Annotated in this window: 12 protein-coding genes; 4 read left to right on the top strand and 8 right to left on the bottom strand. The window is 58.2% G+C overall.

The window, feature by feature from the left end; all coding sequences use genetic code 11:
* Positions 1-11: 11 nt before the first annotated feature.
* Complete coding sequence (locus ACNSOI_RS17335) at positions 12-1175, bottom strand: acyltransferase family protein (protein WP_420194646.1); 1164 nt, start codon at positions 1173-1175, stop codon at positions 12-14.
* Between the two features lie 72 nt (positions 1176-1247).
* Between ACNSOI_RS17335 and ACNSOI_RS17330 the strand changes: the two genes are divergently transcribed.
* Positions 1248-2315, top strand: a complete 1068-nt coding sequence (locus ACNSOI_RS17330) for a beta-N-acetylglucosaminidase domain-containing protein (protein WP_420194645.1) — start codon at positions 1248-1250, stop codon at positions 2313-2315.
* Positions 2316-2322: 7 nt separating this feature from the next.
* Here the strand turns inward: ACNSOI_RS17330 and ACNSOI_RS17325 are convergent, their stop codons facing one another.
* Genes ACNSOI_RS17325 through ACNSOI_RS17315 form a run of 3 tightly spaced genes read right to left on the bottom strand, consistent with a single transcriptional unit; the run spans position 2323 to position 4277 of the window.
* Entirely contained in the window at positions 2323-3030 is a 708-nt protein-coding gene (locus tag ACNSOI_RS17325; protein ID WP_420194644.1) for an SIMPL domain-containing protein, read from the bottom strand.
* Between the two features lie 29 nt (positions 3031-3059).
* Positions 3060-4079, bottom strand: a complete 1020-nt coding sequence (locus ACNSOI_RS17320; RefSeq protein ID WP_420194643.1) for a ChaN family lipoprotein — start codon at positions 4077-4079, stop codon at positions 3060-3062.
* A 9-nt stretch (positions 4080-4088) separates the two neighbouring features.
* Positions 4089-4277 carry a CopG family transcriptional regulator gene (locus tag ACNSOI_RS17315; protein ID WP_072676199.1) on the bottom strand — a complete coding sequence of 63 codons (189 nt, stop codon included), beginning with the start codon at positions 4275-4277 and terminating at the stop codon, positions 4089-4091.
* 98 nt (positions 4278-4375) lie between these two features.
* Between ACNSOI_RS17315 and dauA the strand changes: the two genes are divergently transcribed.
* A complete protein-coding gene (gene dauA / locus ACNSOI_RS17310) occupies positions 4376-6121 on the top strand; it encodes a C4-dicarboxylic acid transporter DauA (RefSeq protein ID WP_420194642.1) in 1746 nt (581 codons plus the stop codon).
* Between the two features lie 5 nt (positions 6122-6126).
* Here dauA and ACNSOI_RS17305 read toward each other — a convergent pair whose 3' ends face one another.
* On the bottom strand, positions 6127-7368 hold the full coding sequence (locus ACNSOI_RS17305; RefSeq protein WP_420194641.1) for a hypothetical protein: 1242 nt from the start codon (positions 7366-7368) through the stop codon (positions 6127-6129).
* A gap of 75 nt (positions 7369-7443) precedes the next feature.
* On the opposite strand from ACNSOI_RS17305, the gene ACNSOI_RS17300 reads away from it, so the two are divergent.
* Complete coding sequence (locus ACNSOI_RS17300) at positions 7444-9387, top strand: CASTOR/POLLUX-related putative ion channel (RefSeq protein ID WP_420194640.1); 1944 nt, start codon at positions 7444-7446, stop codon at positions 9385-9387.
* Positions 9388-9406: 19 nt separating this feature from the next.
* Here ACNSOI_RS17300 and ACNSOI_RS17295 read toward each other — a convergent pair whose 3' ends face one another.
* From ACNSOI_RS17295 to ACNSOI_RS17285, 3 genes are read right to left on the bottom strand one after another with little or no spacing between them, the layout of a single operon-like run.
* The gene (locus tag ACNSOI_RS17295) at positions 9407-9796 is read right to left on the bottom strand and encodes a CBS domain-containing protein (RefSeq protein WP_420194639.1); all 390 of its coding nucleotides are present in this window, start codon (positions 9794-9796) and stop codon (positions 9407-9409) included.
* Positions 9797-9809: 13 nt separating this feature from the next.
* Positions 9810-10160: a transcriptional regulator gene (locus tag ACNSOI_RS17290; protein ID WP_420194638.1), complete on the bottom strand. Its 351-nt coding sequence runs from the start codon at positions 10158-10160 to the stop codon at positions 9810-9812.
* Positions 10157-11644 carry a DUF1538 domain-containing protein gene (locus ACNSOI_RS17285; protein WP_420194637.1) on the bottom strand — a complete coding sequence of 496 codons (1488 nt, stop codon included), beginning with the start codon at positions 11642-11644 and terminating at the stop codon, positions 10157-10159. Before ACNSOI_RS17285 ends, ACNSOI_RS17290 begins: the two co-directional genes overlap by 4 nt.
* A 306-nt stretch (positions 11645-11950) precedes the next feature.
* On the opposite strand from ACNSOI_RS17285, the gene ACNSOI_RS17280 reads away from it, so the two are divergent.
* The gene (locus ACNSOI_RS17280; protein WP_420194636.1) at positions 11951-13540 is read left to right on the top strand and encodes an isocitrate lyase; all 1590 of its coding nucleotides are present in this window, start codon (positions 11951-11953) and stop codon (positions 13538-13540) included.
* The last annotated feature ends 185 nt before the right edge of the window (positions 13541-13725 follow it).

The following is a 13725-nucleotide window of genomic DNA, read 5'->3' as shown; positions in this document are numbered from 1 at the left end:
CCGCGTCGAAATCATTCTTGAGGGCGCTCCGTCGCACTGACTGGCAGGGTAGCCGGTGTCGCGCGGTTGGCGCGCCATTGTCGGTAATAAGCCAGGGCGGGCTTCTCGATGCCGTAGTGCAGGACAGCGGCCAGGGCAATCGCCACCGCCAGCGCCAACATCACCCCCAGTTGTCCCGGAAGGCCTGCCTGATAAGTGAGGTCGATCAACCCATAGCCAATGTTCTGATGAACCAGGTACAGCGTGTAGGAAATGCTTCCCAGCCAGAGCAGGCTGGGGCGTGACAGCACATTCAGGTAGCCGGCGACCGCCAGTGCGAAAATGCCGTAGCAGGCCAGCACGAAGATACTGAATGGTGCTTTGTAGGCGACCAGGCAATGGCCGATGCTGAGGGCCAGCAGGGAGATATCGAGGGCGGGCAAGCGGCGGTCGCGATAGGCCCGGTAGATCAGCATGCCGCTGATAAACAGTGGCGCGTAGCGAACAAAGAGCAAATCTTTCAGCAGAAAATCCAGGGCGTCCGGAATGGCCTTCCACCAGATGACACCGGCATAACTGACCAGCACCCAGGCCCAGAGTACCGTCCGAATCCTGCGCCAATCGCCCAGGCCATAGAACAGCAACGCAATCCACACGTAGAAGGTCGCTTCAATCACCAGGCTCCAGTAGGCACCGTCAACGTGGGGGTAGCCCAGGTACTCATGCAACAGCGTCAGGTTCATCAGTGCCGCATCGATGCTAACCATACGATCCTCCGGCCCGAGCCAGTGGACCATCAGATAGGTGAGAGCAATGCCTGCCCACAAGGCGGGTAGAAGTCGAAAGGCACGGGCCAGGGCGAACTGACCGGAAGTGCGCGTACGCTCCAGAGTCATGAAAATGACAAAGCCGCTGAGCATGAAAAACAGGTGCACACCGTAGCGCCCGAAATCCAGGAAGCCGGGACTGCTGAAAGAGTGGTCATACAGCCGGTCGTAATAGGGCAGGTAATGGAACAGGACAACGCCCAGAGCCGCAAGTCCACGTAGTGCGTCCAGGGCGGTCAGGCGATTTTGGGCATCTGGCATGATCAGCCGGGTTCCGTTGTGAGCGAGCGGACAGTCTATCCTGCCCGCCGTCAGTCGCCTATCGCCGGAGTATACGATTGCCTTGCCGGCCACTGACGTTTCGTTCATGGTGATTCGCCCGATCCGGAGTACACTTGAGGATACGAAGAGAGAACGCAGTAATCAGGGAGCGAGCAGGTCATGACAGTTGAGCTGGGTGTTATCGAAGGTTTCTATGGCCCAATGTGGAGTTGGGCAGAGCGGGGGCGCCTGATGACCTCGCTGGCCGCCCATGGCTACAGCTTTTACCTGTATGCCCCGAAGGCGGACCCCTACCTGCGCCGTCGCTGGCAGGAACCCCATCCGGCAGACCAGGCCGCCGAGCTGGAATCCTTTGCCCGGTTGTGCCGGCGCGAAGGCGTACGTTTCGGGGTAGGCCTGAGCCCGTTCGAGATTTTCAACCGGTTTGACGATGCCGCCCGGGAGGCACTGGCGGCCAAGCTCCGGATGCTCGACAAGGCGGGTATTCAGGAGCTGGCCATCCTGTTTGATGACATGCGCTCTGAAGTGCCGGAGTTGGCCCGCACCCAGGCGGAGATTGTCCGCTGGATTCGGGATAACTCCAAGGCCACCACCATCAGCATGTGCCCTACCTACTATTCCGACGACCCGGTGCTGGACCGCGTGTTCGGCGAACGCCCGGCGGACTATCTGGAAACCCTGGGCGCCGAGTTGCCGAAAGAGGTCAGGGTGTTCTGGACCGGAGAGGAAGTCTGTTCCCGGGAAATCTCGCCAGGGCACCTGAAGCGTGTTGGGGACCGCCTGGGCCGCAAACCGGTGCTGTGGGATAACTACCCGGTGAATGATGGTGACCGGATGTCCCGGCATCTGCACCTGCGGGCCTTTACCGGCCGCCCCGCGAACAATGCTGCTCATCTGGCCGGCCACGCCATCAATCCGGCACTACAGCCGGCGTTGACGGCGATACCCGCGCTCACTCTGGCGGAATCTTACCGGCAGGGGCCGAACTATCAGTATGGCCAGGCGTTTCATCATGCCGCCCGGGAACTGTTGGGGGTAGACCTTGCCAATCAGCTACAAACCGATCTGCTGGTGCTGCAGGATGCCGGGCTGGAGCGGGTCAGTGACGAAAAGAAGCAGGCACTGATCCACACCTACGATGCCTTTGATCACCCGGCCGCCAACGAGATTCTGCGCTGGCTGGCCGGTGATTATCAGGTGACGGACGAGATGGTTCAAACCCAGTAGGCGGACGTTACTCGAGGTAATAGTCGACGGTCGATACAACGCGTACCGTTTTCACGGGCTGCTGTTGCTCAGAAATCCCTGGTGCCTGGTCCCGGGCCAGAATCTGGAACACCCCCTGATTGGCCCGGCGCAAACCGCCAACACTGGCGTTGGCATCCCGGGCGAACTGCTGGGCAGCTTCCCGCGCGGCTGCGGTGGCTTCGGCAATCATCGCTGGCTTGATATCGTTCAGGCCACTGAACAGGTAAGTGGGGCCGCCGGGGCCGTAGTCGGTGGTCAGCAGTACGCCGGAATCCACCAGTTCACTGACGTTCTGGGCCGCCTGGCGAATGCGGTCGATCTGGGTGCTGCGTACCATTAAGGTCTGGTTGATGATGAACTTCTGTTCGCCCTCGCCCTGATAGGGGTTGGCGCGAGTGTCGGTGACATCCAGCCGTTGCAGCTCAACGGCGTTCTTGTCGATCGCCTGTAACTCCAGAAACGCATAGATGGCTTCGCGGCTACTGCGTGCTTTTTCCTGCGCTTGTTCCAGGGTGTTGCCCGTGGCGACAAATCGGATCGGCCAGAGTGCCAGATCGGCCTGCACCTCCCGCTCGGCAACGCCTTTGACGGTGACGTATCGATCCGACGTTTTCAGGCCGGTGAGCCCTTCTTTCAATAACAACGCAGAGAGAATCAGGCTTATGCCCAGGATAATGGCAACAACAACTTTCATGGTTCAGTCCCTTGTGTGAATCAACGTGCCTATTCTGTGATGCACTGGACCGCTGGTCCACTGCTAAAACGTTCCCGCATGGCGTTCTGCCGCCGATCCGTGTCCCGGAATTCCGGCGGCAAGGGTTGGATCAGATACAGGTAATCGCCCTTGTCGAGGTTGTCGGCAAACGGTGCTTGTCGTTCCTCGTTTGGCCAGAACACTGGACTGATCACCACCACAGAAAGCTCCGGCGCCTGTTGTTTGAGCAACGCCACGGTGCCCAGCCCCTGCTCACTGTGGAAGGTGCCTGTCAGGTGCACTACCTGGTGGTCCGGGTGTTGTTGATGGGCTTGCAGGATGCGCATGGCCATGGTGTTGTCGCGCAGTAGTTGGGCGTTGTAGGTGTTATCCATGCGCTCGGCCATGGAGGGATCGCCCTGGCCGTGGCTGCCGCTGATGGCCTCGACAAACTTTTCCCGGTAGGCCGGCGTGTCCCGGAAGGGCTGCTCAGGCAGCGTTTGCCGCTGGTCGGTGGGCAAGCGCTCGAGGTAGTCCGGGCCGGTGCGGCCCACGCAGCGAACCACATCGGCAGGGGCATTGGCGGCAACAACGGGAAGATCATGGCGCCGGGCAAATTCCACCAGCGGCCGGTAAGAAGCCCGGTAGTTGTCCCAGGCATTGGCGTCTTCGATCATTTCGGTTTCGCCGGTGATGCCCGCCAGATAACTGTCCAGCGCCGGCTGATAATCCAGGTTGAACTGCTCCAGGGTCAACACCTGGCGCGGACGCTGTTGGTAAAGCCGTTGTTGCAATTGGGCCTGCAGGAGGTGCGAGGCCTGGTGGCCATGATACTCGCCAATCACCACCACATCGGTGCTGGTCAGTGCTCGTGCCAGGTTGTCGATGGTGACTGGCTGGCTTGAATGGCTGTTGACCAGTACGCTGTCATACAGGGTTTGTGGTTGCGCGGACTCTGTGCCGGACGGTTTGGGTAGCTGGGCACAACCGGTCGTTAGCGCCAGGCTGAGCGCCAGAACAGGGAGGCGAAAGCGTTCAGGTGAGGCCATCGGCGATGCTCAGTCAGGTTTGTCGGTGCGCCGTTCGCGCCAGTCTTCGCCCAGTCTCTGCTCGACGTATTCGCGGATAAACTGGCGGACTTTCTGTGACGGAGTGACATCCTCTGCTTTGCACAGTTCCTCAAAGACCGCTTTCTTCTCCGGATCGATCAGTAGCGTCAATCGGGCTGTTCGGTTTTCCTTAGTCATAAGTGGTAGTGCTCATGGCATGTTAATCAGGTTAACATTGAATGTAATCGGCGTGAGCATATAATGACTGAGCTATAGCCGCAACCGGGAAGTGCCTCATGTCGCACCGCGCTCATCTGTTTTCTCTGAGGATTGCCCACGCCTTCCGTGAAGCCTGTGTGGATGAGCGTTATACCGGCGGCCGCTTCCTGAAAGACCTGATGGCCGGCGTCACCGTCGGCATTATTGCTATCCCCCTGGCCATGGCGCTGGCCATTGCCAGTGGCGTTGCCCCCCAGTATGGCCTTTATACCGCCTTCATTGCCGGTTTTGTGATTGCCCTGTTCGGCGGCAGCCGTTACAGCATCTCCGGCCCCACGGCGGCGTTCGTGGTGATTCTGTACCCCATTGCCCAGAGCTACGGCCTGGGTGGCCTGCTGCTGGCCACCCTGATGTCCGGGGTGTTGCTGGTGATTATGGCGGTGATGCGCCTGGGCCGCTTTATCGAGTATATCCCGGAATCCGTCACCCTGGGGTTCACCGGCGGTATTGCGGTGGTGATCGCCACCCTGCAGGTGAAAGACTTTTTTGGCCTGTCGGTAGAGACCATGCCGGAGCATTACTGGGACAAGCTGGCGGTGCTGGCCCAGCAGTTACCGGCCCTGGATTCCATGAGCACACTGATAGCCGCCACTACCCTGGCGGTTATGTTGCTGTGGCCCAGGCTGAAAACGCCGGTGCCGCCGCACCTGCCTGCGGTGATTATCGGCAGCCTGCTGGCGATCTGGTTCAATGCCAATGGAGCGGCCATAGAGACCATCGGTTCCCGGTTCAGTTACCTGTTGCCCGATGGCAGTACCGGTGCCGGCATTCCACCGTTTCTTCCCGAATTTGCCTGGCCCTGGCAGCAACTGAATGCCCAGGGCGAGCCGGTGGGCCTGTCCTGGAATATGGTCCGCGAGCTGCTGCCGGCGGCCTTTGCTATTGCCATGCTCGGAGCTATCGAGTCTTTGCTGTGTGCCGTGGTGCTGGATGGCATGACCGGCAAACGCCACAGCGCCAACAGCGAACTGATGGGGCAGGGCATCGGCAACATTGTGGTGCCGTTTTTCGGCGGTATTACCGCCACCGCCGCCATTGCCCGCTCAGCTGCCAACTATCGGGCCGGGGCCCAGTCACCGGTGGCTGCTATGGTGCATGCCCTGGTGGTGTTGCTGGCGCTGGTGTCGCTGGCCGGTATTCTGGCATACCTGCCCATGCCAGCCATGGCTGCGCTGCTGATCATGGTGGCCTGGAACATGAGCGAGGCCCCCAAGGCCGTGCATCTGCTGAAAACCGCCCCGCGCAGCGATGTGCTGGTGTTTTTTACCTGTTTTGGCCTGACCGTGGCGCTGGATATGGTCATTGCCATTACCACCGGTGTCTTGTTGGCGGCGGTGCTGTTCATGCGTGAAATGGCTCAGATGACCAAGGTGACAGACATCAGCGATAACAAACGGGTAGTGCAGGCCGGGCTGCCGAAAGGCTGGCGGGTGTTCAAGATCAATGGCCCACTGTTCTTTGCCGCCGCAGACCGCGTATTCGGTGAGCTGGCAGATCTCTCCCGGGAGACCCGGGGCTTCGTCCTGTATATGGACGGCGTGACCGTGCTGGATGCCGGCGGCCTGGCGGCGTTGAACAAACTGATTGACCAGTGCCGGAAAAACGGTACCGAAATCATGATCGCTGACCTTCAGTTTCAGCCCCTTCGGGCCTTAGCTCGGGCAGGGCTAGCACCGGAACCCGGCGTCAGCAGCTTTTATCCATCGCTGGCTGCCGCCCTGGAAACCCTCAGTTCCCGCCGCAGCGCCCCACAGATGGTTTGATCTGCTTACAGCGGCCAGTGCAGCTGCAGGTTGCCGCCGCCAAACCCGAATTTGTGCAGATAGAAGGTGGGGTTCAGGGTTAATACGGCCTGGTTGCTGGCGCTCAGTCGGGTTTCAATAGGCACGGCCAGCTTGCCGGTAAAGCCGGTATGCCGGCGTTGTTCCTCCGCCTGTTCAAACGTTTGCCGGATCTCGGGCGCACTCAGGTAGATGCCCGGGTTGATGCTGGTGTGCTGGGTGGCGCTCAAGGTGATCTCGGCGAAAACCGTGGGTTCCCGGCGCCGAATGCGCCCCTCATCGTTCAGCTCTCGCCCGAAATATCCGGTTTCATCCAGTTGCAGCCAGGCCACGCCAATGGTGGGGGTAAGCCGGTGAGGCGTCAGAGTAGCGGAGCCTCGGGCCTTCAGGTGATCCCGCTCGAATCCGGTGGCCCTGTTTTCATCGCTCCGCTGAAGCGCGTAATCCCGCCGTGTTCGCTCACCTTCCAGGTGTAACCCGATCAGCCAGTCTCCGGCCTGCTGGCGATGGCTGATGGCCCCGCGCTGGGTTTCGTTGCCCACGGTCAGCTCCTGCCGCTGGCTGATGAAGCGGGATTCGGGGGAGAGATTAAGCGAAACCGTCGTCCCCTCCACGTCAGAGGCCCCTTTCTGGTGCCATTGCAGGAAATAGGACCGGGGCTTTTTGTCGAAGCGGTCGTCGGTATCGGTTTTTTCGTTAAAGTAGTAATCCGGCAGTATCAGGCTGGCGTGCAGCCAACTCTGGCTGCTGAGGTGATGGCGAACGCTGAGATAAATATCGGATTCTGCCTTGTCGGAATACACATCCCCCTGCAGCCACACCTCGGAGCGCTCGCCAAGATTCTGCCGAAAGCCCACCAACTGCCGCTGATAGGGGCCGTCCAGATCTTCTGCCCGTTGAATGTCGAGCAGAAAACCGTTTTGATCATCGCGAAAACCAAAGTCCTGGCGGTAGCGGAAGTCGAAATACAGCCGGCGACTGCTGACGCTGCCCCCGGTACCTCGGATGCCATTATCGGTTGCGCCTGGCAAGGTTTGACGGTGATCAAACGTCAGTTCGTGGAGAAAACGTTCGGTGTTGTATGCCTCATCCCGGCCCAGAACCACCGCATCGGAGCGCCAGGGTTGCGGGATATGGCCATTGCTGGCGCTTGCGGTGCTGGCCAGGGTGGATGCCAGGGCCAGGATCATCCAGCGCGAAGCAGGGCGTCGGGTTGAGGTTTTCGTCATGGATTGAGGTCACCTTCCTGAAAGGCTTTGTTCTATCCTATGTTCAACACTGACGATTCGCAAAAAAGGACCACCATGTTGCCATTCCGGGTTGTTGATCGCCTGAAGTTCATCGTAGAGCGCCAGCTCGTCAAAGGGGCTGGGTTTCAGTTACTGGTTGTTGGCTTCTTTATCGGGCTGATTTCGCTGATTGGCGGAATGCTGGTGGTGCCCCAGGGAGGCGACTTTGATGATCCTGGCGCGGCGGTCTGGTGGGCTTTTCTGCGGCTGACCGACCCGGGTTATCTGGGCGACGATGTGGGCACCTGGCAACGGGTTGTTTCAACCTTGCTGACCGTTCTTGGTTATGTGGTGTTCATGGGCACCCTGGTGGCCATTCTCACCCGCTGGTTGATTGCCAAGATGGCAGAGCTGGAGCGAGGCCTGACACCGGTCACCCTGAAGAACCATTTTGTGGTGCTTGGCTGGACGGCACAAACACCGCCATTGGTGGCGGAGTTGTTCGGCTCTACCGGTCGAATGCAGCGTTTTCTGGAGAAGCACGACACCCAGAAGTTACGGTTGGTAGTTCTGGCCGAAGAAGCCAGTGCAGAGCAGGCTCACGAGCTGGGGAATGAACCCGGAGTTGGGCGCCGGGCCCGGGAGGTGATTCTTCGCAGTGGCTCGGCTATCCAGCCCGACGCCTTGCACCGGGTAGCCTGCCTGGATGCCGCTGCGGTGATTGTGCCGAGTCAGGTTCACGATGCCGGAAGCCTGGTGACGTCAGACGTAGAAACCGTCAAGGCTTTGCTGTCCATTGCTGCCCAGGCTCGCCATCTGAACGCTCCGCTTCCGTTTGTCGTGGCTGAGATTCAGGACATGCGCAAACTGTCGGTGATTGAACGTGCCTATCCGGGAGCGGTGGAGGTGGTGGCTGGCGATGTCACCATCAGCAGGCTGATGGTGCAGAACGTACTGCATCCCCATCTTTCTGAGGTCTATAACGAACTGCTGACCGCCGGAGAAGGCAGTGAAATTTTTGTCCGGGGCGGTGAAACCGCGGAAGGCTTGAGCCTGGGCGAACTGGCGGCCCAGCGCCCGAATGCCATTGTTCTTGGTTTGTTGCAGCCCGCCGGTAGCGGCTGGAAGGTCAACCTGCTGGCACCGTCAGACACGGTGATTTGCCGTGAAGATCGTGTGGTGTTGTTGGCCAGTGATTACGAACATACAGGGGCAAGCCCGAAAGCTGAACCGCTGCCTGTGATTGAAAGGGGCGCGGCGCAGCACCACGCGACTGGCGGTTCGGGGACTCATCGGGTGCTGATATTGGGCTGGAACCGCCGGGTACCCAGTCTGGCGGCTGAGTTTAGCAGCTATAAAGGGCGTAAATTCATGCTGGATATGGTGTCGGCCACCCCGTTAAAGGAGCGCCAGCGAGAGATTGCCCGCTACGGCGTTGATCTTGAAGTCATCAACGGTCAGTTGCTGGAAGCTGACTACATGGTGGAAGACGAGCTGCGAAAGCTGAATCCGGCTAGCTACGATACAGTCATTCTGCTGAGCAGTGACCGCCTTGGCTCCGGGGAAGAGGCCGATGCCCGGGCCATGGTTGGTTACCTGCAGCTGGAAGAGATTCTGGCCGAGACACCCCAGCGCCCGCAGGTGATTATGGAGTTGAGTGATCCCAACAACCGCCAGCTGCTCTATGGCCACCAGAGTGAGATGTTGATCAGCCCAATGATTCTGAGCCATGTTCTGGCTCAGGTGGCCTTGCGTCGCGAGCTTCGGGTGGTGCTGGATGAACTGTTCACCGTGGGGGGCGCGGAGATTCAGTTTCGCGATCCTCACGATTATCCCCTACCGGCCAGCACGGATTTCCAGCTACTTGAGAAAATCGTTGCGGACAAAGGTGAGATTGCGCTCGGCCTCTATCGCAAGGCTGCCGATGAACGTGGTCGTCACCTGTTGATGAATCCGCCCCGGAACCACTATCTGGACCTCGGTGAGGGTGACCAGTTGCTGGTGCTCGCGAGGAACTGAAGTCCTTGTGATGTGGCGATCAATCGATGGTGTCCAGCAGTGCCTGCATGATGTCGTCCATCACGACAAAACCTTTCAGTTCGTTATCAGCGAGGACCAGAAGGCGCTTTACCCGATGCTCTGTCATAAGGCTGGCGGCGTGTCGGAGCGAGAGGCTCTCGCCGACGCTGATCACCGGCTTTGCGCACACGTCGTAAACATTCAGCAGGTCAATATCACCGTCTTCGGCAATGACGGCCTTAAGCACGTTGGTGTAAGTGATCAGCCCCCAGGCGTCATGCTCGTTCTGGCGTTCCACCACCAGCGACTTTACATTGTGGCGTTTCATCAGTGACAGCGCCTCGCGTAGTGTCGAGAAGGGCGAAGTCTTGATGATCTCGGTAACCATTACATCTTTGACCAGTTTCATTGCAGCGCTCCGATCAGAGTGAATCTTTCAGGTGTTGTTCGAACTTTTCGACCTGGGCCATATCGATGCCCCCGAGATGTTCCAGAGGCACGGTGAAGATCAGACCCTGGGAGTCTTTGGGGTCGGGCATGACCACCTTTTGCAGGGTTTTGAGTATCTCCAGCGACAGGCCCTTTTCCAGAACCATCAGCAACACGCTCTGGCTGCCGTCATAAGTGAGCCCGAAAAAGGTTTTCTTTGCGGTGTTGCTGATTCCCCGGCCGGACATCACGGTGATGCCGCCGGCGCCCAGTTCGCGGGCTTCATCAATACATTCCTGTTCAAGATCTTCCGGAACGATTGCCACCAGTGCCGAAAATTTCATTGGGTTGCCTTCCTGTGATCTGAAAGATATTGAGAAACGATGGCGTATGCCATCACTGTAACGATGGGGAAAATGGACGCAAAAGCAATCAGCCCGAAACCATCAATCAACACATTCCTGCCCTCGATGCTGGAAGCAAGTCCAATACCCAGGGCCGTTACCAGCGGAACCGTTACTTCCGAGGTGGTTACCCCGCCAAGATCGTAGGCCAGGGCGACAATGTACTTGGGTGCCAGTACGGTGAGCAGGATCACCAGAATATAGCCAGCCATGATGTAGTAGTGAATGGAGTCGCCGGTAATAATGCGGTGGACACCGATGGTAATCCCGATGGCGACCCCGACAGCTACGAGGATGCGGATAATATTCCCGTTGAGCGCACCCCCGGCGGCTTCTTCAGCTTGTTTTCCGATAGCGATAAGGGCGGGTTCCGCCATGGTTGTGGCAAAGCCGATCAGCAAGGCAAACAGGTAAATGTAGGTGAAATTGTCTCTTGCTGTGAGTTGCTCAGCCATGCTGGTCCCGATCGGGAAAAGTCCCATTTTCAGGCCAACAACAAAGGCATACAAACCGAGGATGACCAATACAAAACCAAAGATGACTTTGCGTGGGTTGCTCAGTTTCCTGCGAAGTACAAGGTACTGAAAGATAACCACGGTCAGGATAATCGGAAGGACATCCCGGACCATTTCCGCGAGATCCATCAGCATGGCGACAGCGCCTGAAGGGGCTTTGGTGTCGCTGTCACTGGCGAGAATCAGCTCGCCGCTGTCCGTGTTACCGGTGTATACCACCATGCCATAGATCTGGACGGTAATCATCGGAACCATCACCGCCAGGGCAACCAGCCCGAAGCCATCCGTCAGAGGATTGCGGCCCCGGATGGAAGCAGCCAGGCCGATGCCCAGGGCGGCGATGAGCGGCACGGTTACCACGTTCGTGGTTACACCGCCGGAGTCGTAGGCGAGGCCGACAATCTCTTCAGGCGCAAACCAGGTAACGATCACCACAGTGATGTAGCCGATGATCATGAACCAGTGCAGGGGGTATCCGAAAATAGTCCGGAAGATACCGAGAGCTACAACCAGCCCTACAGACAGGGCCACCAGCATCCTCAGGGTAAAAGCATCAATCCGGCCCTCACTGATGCTCTGGGCCTGCTCCGCGACGGCGATCAGGGCTGGCTCGGCAATCACGGCGGAGAAGCCCATGGCAAAGCCGAAGCTCAACAGTATGGCCACGGAGCCGCGCTTTGCGAACTGGTTGGACAGGCTTTTGCCGACGGGAAAGATGCTGAGTTCAAGGCCCTGGAGAAACAGCGCGACACCGATCGCAACAATCAGCAGGCCAATGGTCATGCTGCCCAGGTTATCGGGAACCTGCTGCAGAATGACCAGTTGAAAGAAGACAACCACTACCACGATGGGTAGCAGGTTCTTGAGTGCGTGGAGCAGGGAGTGGCCAAAAGATTTCAGGTAAAACACAGAGGAATCCTGTTGTCCCGGGTCGGTGCCAGCGTATGACAAATGTCATGGATGCCTTGAATACTAGCATGTCCGATCATGACAACCATGATCCCGCTCAACTCAAAGCAATCATGGGGTGATCTGGTATTCACCAGAAAAATGCCGAAAATACACCATATAAATTTCAATTATAAATCGGAAAGCACTAAAGTTACGCCCAACGTCAGCTCCTGCCCGGTTTTTGAGCAGGCAGTTGGCTTCGGATGCTGCCTGGCAGCAGCGTTTCCGCACCTTTTGAACACAAACGTAGAAAGGATAGAGATCATGCCCTACGCACAAGACGTCGACCAAATCGCTTCCATCCTGAAGCAGAACCCGACCTGGAATGCCATCAACCCGAAGCACGCTGCCCGCATGCGCGCCCAGAACAAATTCAAGACTGGTCTGGACATCGCCAAGTACACCGCCAAGATCATGCGTGAAGACATGGCTGCGTACGATGCCGATTCTTCCCAGTACACCCAGTCTCTGGGTTGCTGGCACGGTTTCATCGGCCAGCAGAAGCTGATCTCCATCAAGAAGCACTTCGGTACCACCAAGCGTCGTTACCTGTACCTGTCTGGCTGGATGGTTGCTGCCCTGCGCTCTGAGTTCGGCCCGCTGCCTGACCAGTCCATGCACGAGAAGACTGCTGTATCTGGCCTGATCGAAGAGCTGTACACCTTCCTGCGCCAGGCTGATGCATGGGAACTGAACCACCTGTTCCGCGCCCTGGAAGAAGCTGAAAACGCTGGTGACAGCGCCAAGGCGGCTGAACTGATCAAGCAGATCGACAACCACGAAACTCACGTTGTGCCGATCATTGCCGACATCGACGCTGGTTTCGGTAACGCTGAAGCGACTTACCTGCTGGCCAAGCAGATGATCGAAGCCGGTGCTTGCTGTATCCAGATCGAGAACCAGGTATCTGACGAGAAGCAGTGTGGCCACCAGGACGGTAAAGTAACCGTTCCGCACGCTGACTTCCTGTCCAAGATCAACGCGGTTCGTCTGGCGTTCCTGGAGCTGGGTGTGGACGACGGTGTTATCGTCGCCCGCACTGACTCCCTGGGTGCTGGCCTGACCAAGCAGATCGCTGTAACCAACGAGCCGGGTGACCTGGGCGACCAGTACAACAGCTTCCTGGACGGCGAGTACATCGAAGACGCGTCCCAGATCGAGAACGGCGACGTTGTGATCAAGTCCAACGGCAAGCTGCTGAAGCCGAAGCGTCTGGCCTCTGGCCTGTTCTGCTTCAAGCCGGGCTCTGGCGAAGACCGTGTTGTTCTGGACTGTATCACCAGCCTGCAGAACGGCGCAGACATGCTGTGGATCGAGACCGAGAAGCCGCACGTTGGTCAGATCGCTGCCATGGTTAACCGCATCAAGGAAGTGGTGCCCGATGCCAAGCTGGTTTACAACAACAGCCCGTCCTTCAACTGGACCCTGAACTTCCGTCAGCAGGTATTCGATGCCATGAAGGAAGAAGGCAAGGATGTGTCTGCTTACGACCGCGCCAAGCTGATGAGCGCCGAGTACGACAACACTGAGCTGGGCCAGCTGGCTGACGAGTGGTGCCGTAACTTCCAGCGTGATGCGTCCCGTGAAGCGGGTGTGTTCCACCACCTGATCACTCTGCCGACGTACCACACTGCGGCTCTGTCTACCGACAACCTGGCCAAGGGCTACTTCGGTGACGAAGGCATGCTGGCCTACGTTGAAGGTGTTCAGCGCAAGGAAATCCGTCAGGGCATCGCGACTGTGAAGCACCAGGACATGGCCGGTTCCAACATCGGTGATGACCACAAAGAGTTCTTCGCTGGTGAAGCGGCTCTGAAGGCCGGTGGTAAAGACAACACCATGAACCAGTTCTAAGCACAGTCCTGATCGAGGTTTAGTTAGATAACAGTTGTCACTTCCGGTTCGCCGGGAGTCGCCCACAAAAAGGCCCCGCAGATTAATATCTGCGGGGCCTTTTTGTGTCTGATGGGAGTTCATGTCACTGGAGAAAACTCTGTAGGCGTGATTATTGATGGCTGAGACAGCAAGGCTGCGGTCCC

The sequence above is a fragment of the Marinobacter sp. GH_1 genome (genome assembly GCF_048595985.1).
In the GTDB taxonomy this organism is placed as follows: Bacteria; Pseudomonadota; Gammaproteobacteria; order Pseudomonadales; family Oleiphilaceae; genus Marinobacter; species Marinobacter shengliensis.
This window is presented reverse-complemented; position numbering and strand designations above follow the sequence as displayed.

Excerpts from the sequence above, each read along its gene's own strand:
- ACNSOI_RS17290 (WP_420194638.1), bottom strand. The coding sequence starts at position 10,160 with ATGAAATTTTCGGCACTGGTGGCAATCGTTCCGGAAGATCTTGAACAG.
- ACNSOI_RS17330 (WP_420194645.1), top strand. The coding sequence starts at position 1,248 with ATGACAGTTGAGCTGGGTGTTATCGAAGGTTTCTATGGCCCAATGTGG.
- ACNSOI_RS17300 (WP_420194640.1), top strand. The coding sequence starts at position 7,444 with ATGTTGCCATTCCGGGTTGTTGATCGCCTGAAGTTCATCGTAGAGCGC.
- ACNSOI_RS17280 (WP_420194636.1), top strand. The coding sequence starts at position 11,951 with ATGCCCTACGCACAAGACGTCGACCAAATCGCTTCCATCCTGAAGCAG.
- ACNSOI_RS17325 (WP_420194644.1), bottom strand. The coding sequence starts at position 3,030 with ATGAAAGTTGTTGTTGCCATTATCCTGGGCATAAGCCTGATTCTCTCT.
- ACNSOI_RS17295 (WP_420194639.1), bottom strand. The coding sequence starts at position 9,796 with ATGAAACTGGTCAAAGATGTAATGGTTACCGAGATCATCAAGACTTCG.
- ACNSOI_RS17305 (WP_420194641.1), bottom strand. The coding sequence starts at position 7,368 with ATGACGAAAACCTCAACCCGACGCCCTGCTTCGCGCTGGATGATCCTG.
- ACNSOI_RS17335 (WP_420194646.1), bottom strand. The coding sequence starts at position 1,175 with ATGAACGAAACGTCAGTGGCCGGCAAGGCAATCGTATACTCCGGCGAT.
- dauA (WP_420194642.1), top strand. The coding sequence starts at position 4,376 with ATGTCGCACCGCGCTCATCTGTTTTCTCTGAGGATTGCCCACGCCTTC.
- ACNSOI_RS17320 (WP_420194643.1), bottom strand. The coding sequence starts at position 4,079 with ATGGCCTCACCTGAACGCTTTCGCCTCCCTGTTCTGGCGCTCAGCCTG.
- ACNSOI_RS17315 (WP_072676199.1), bottom strand. The coding sequence starts at position 4,277 with ATGACTAAGGAAAACCGAACAGCCCGATTGACGCTACTGATCGATCCG.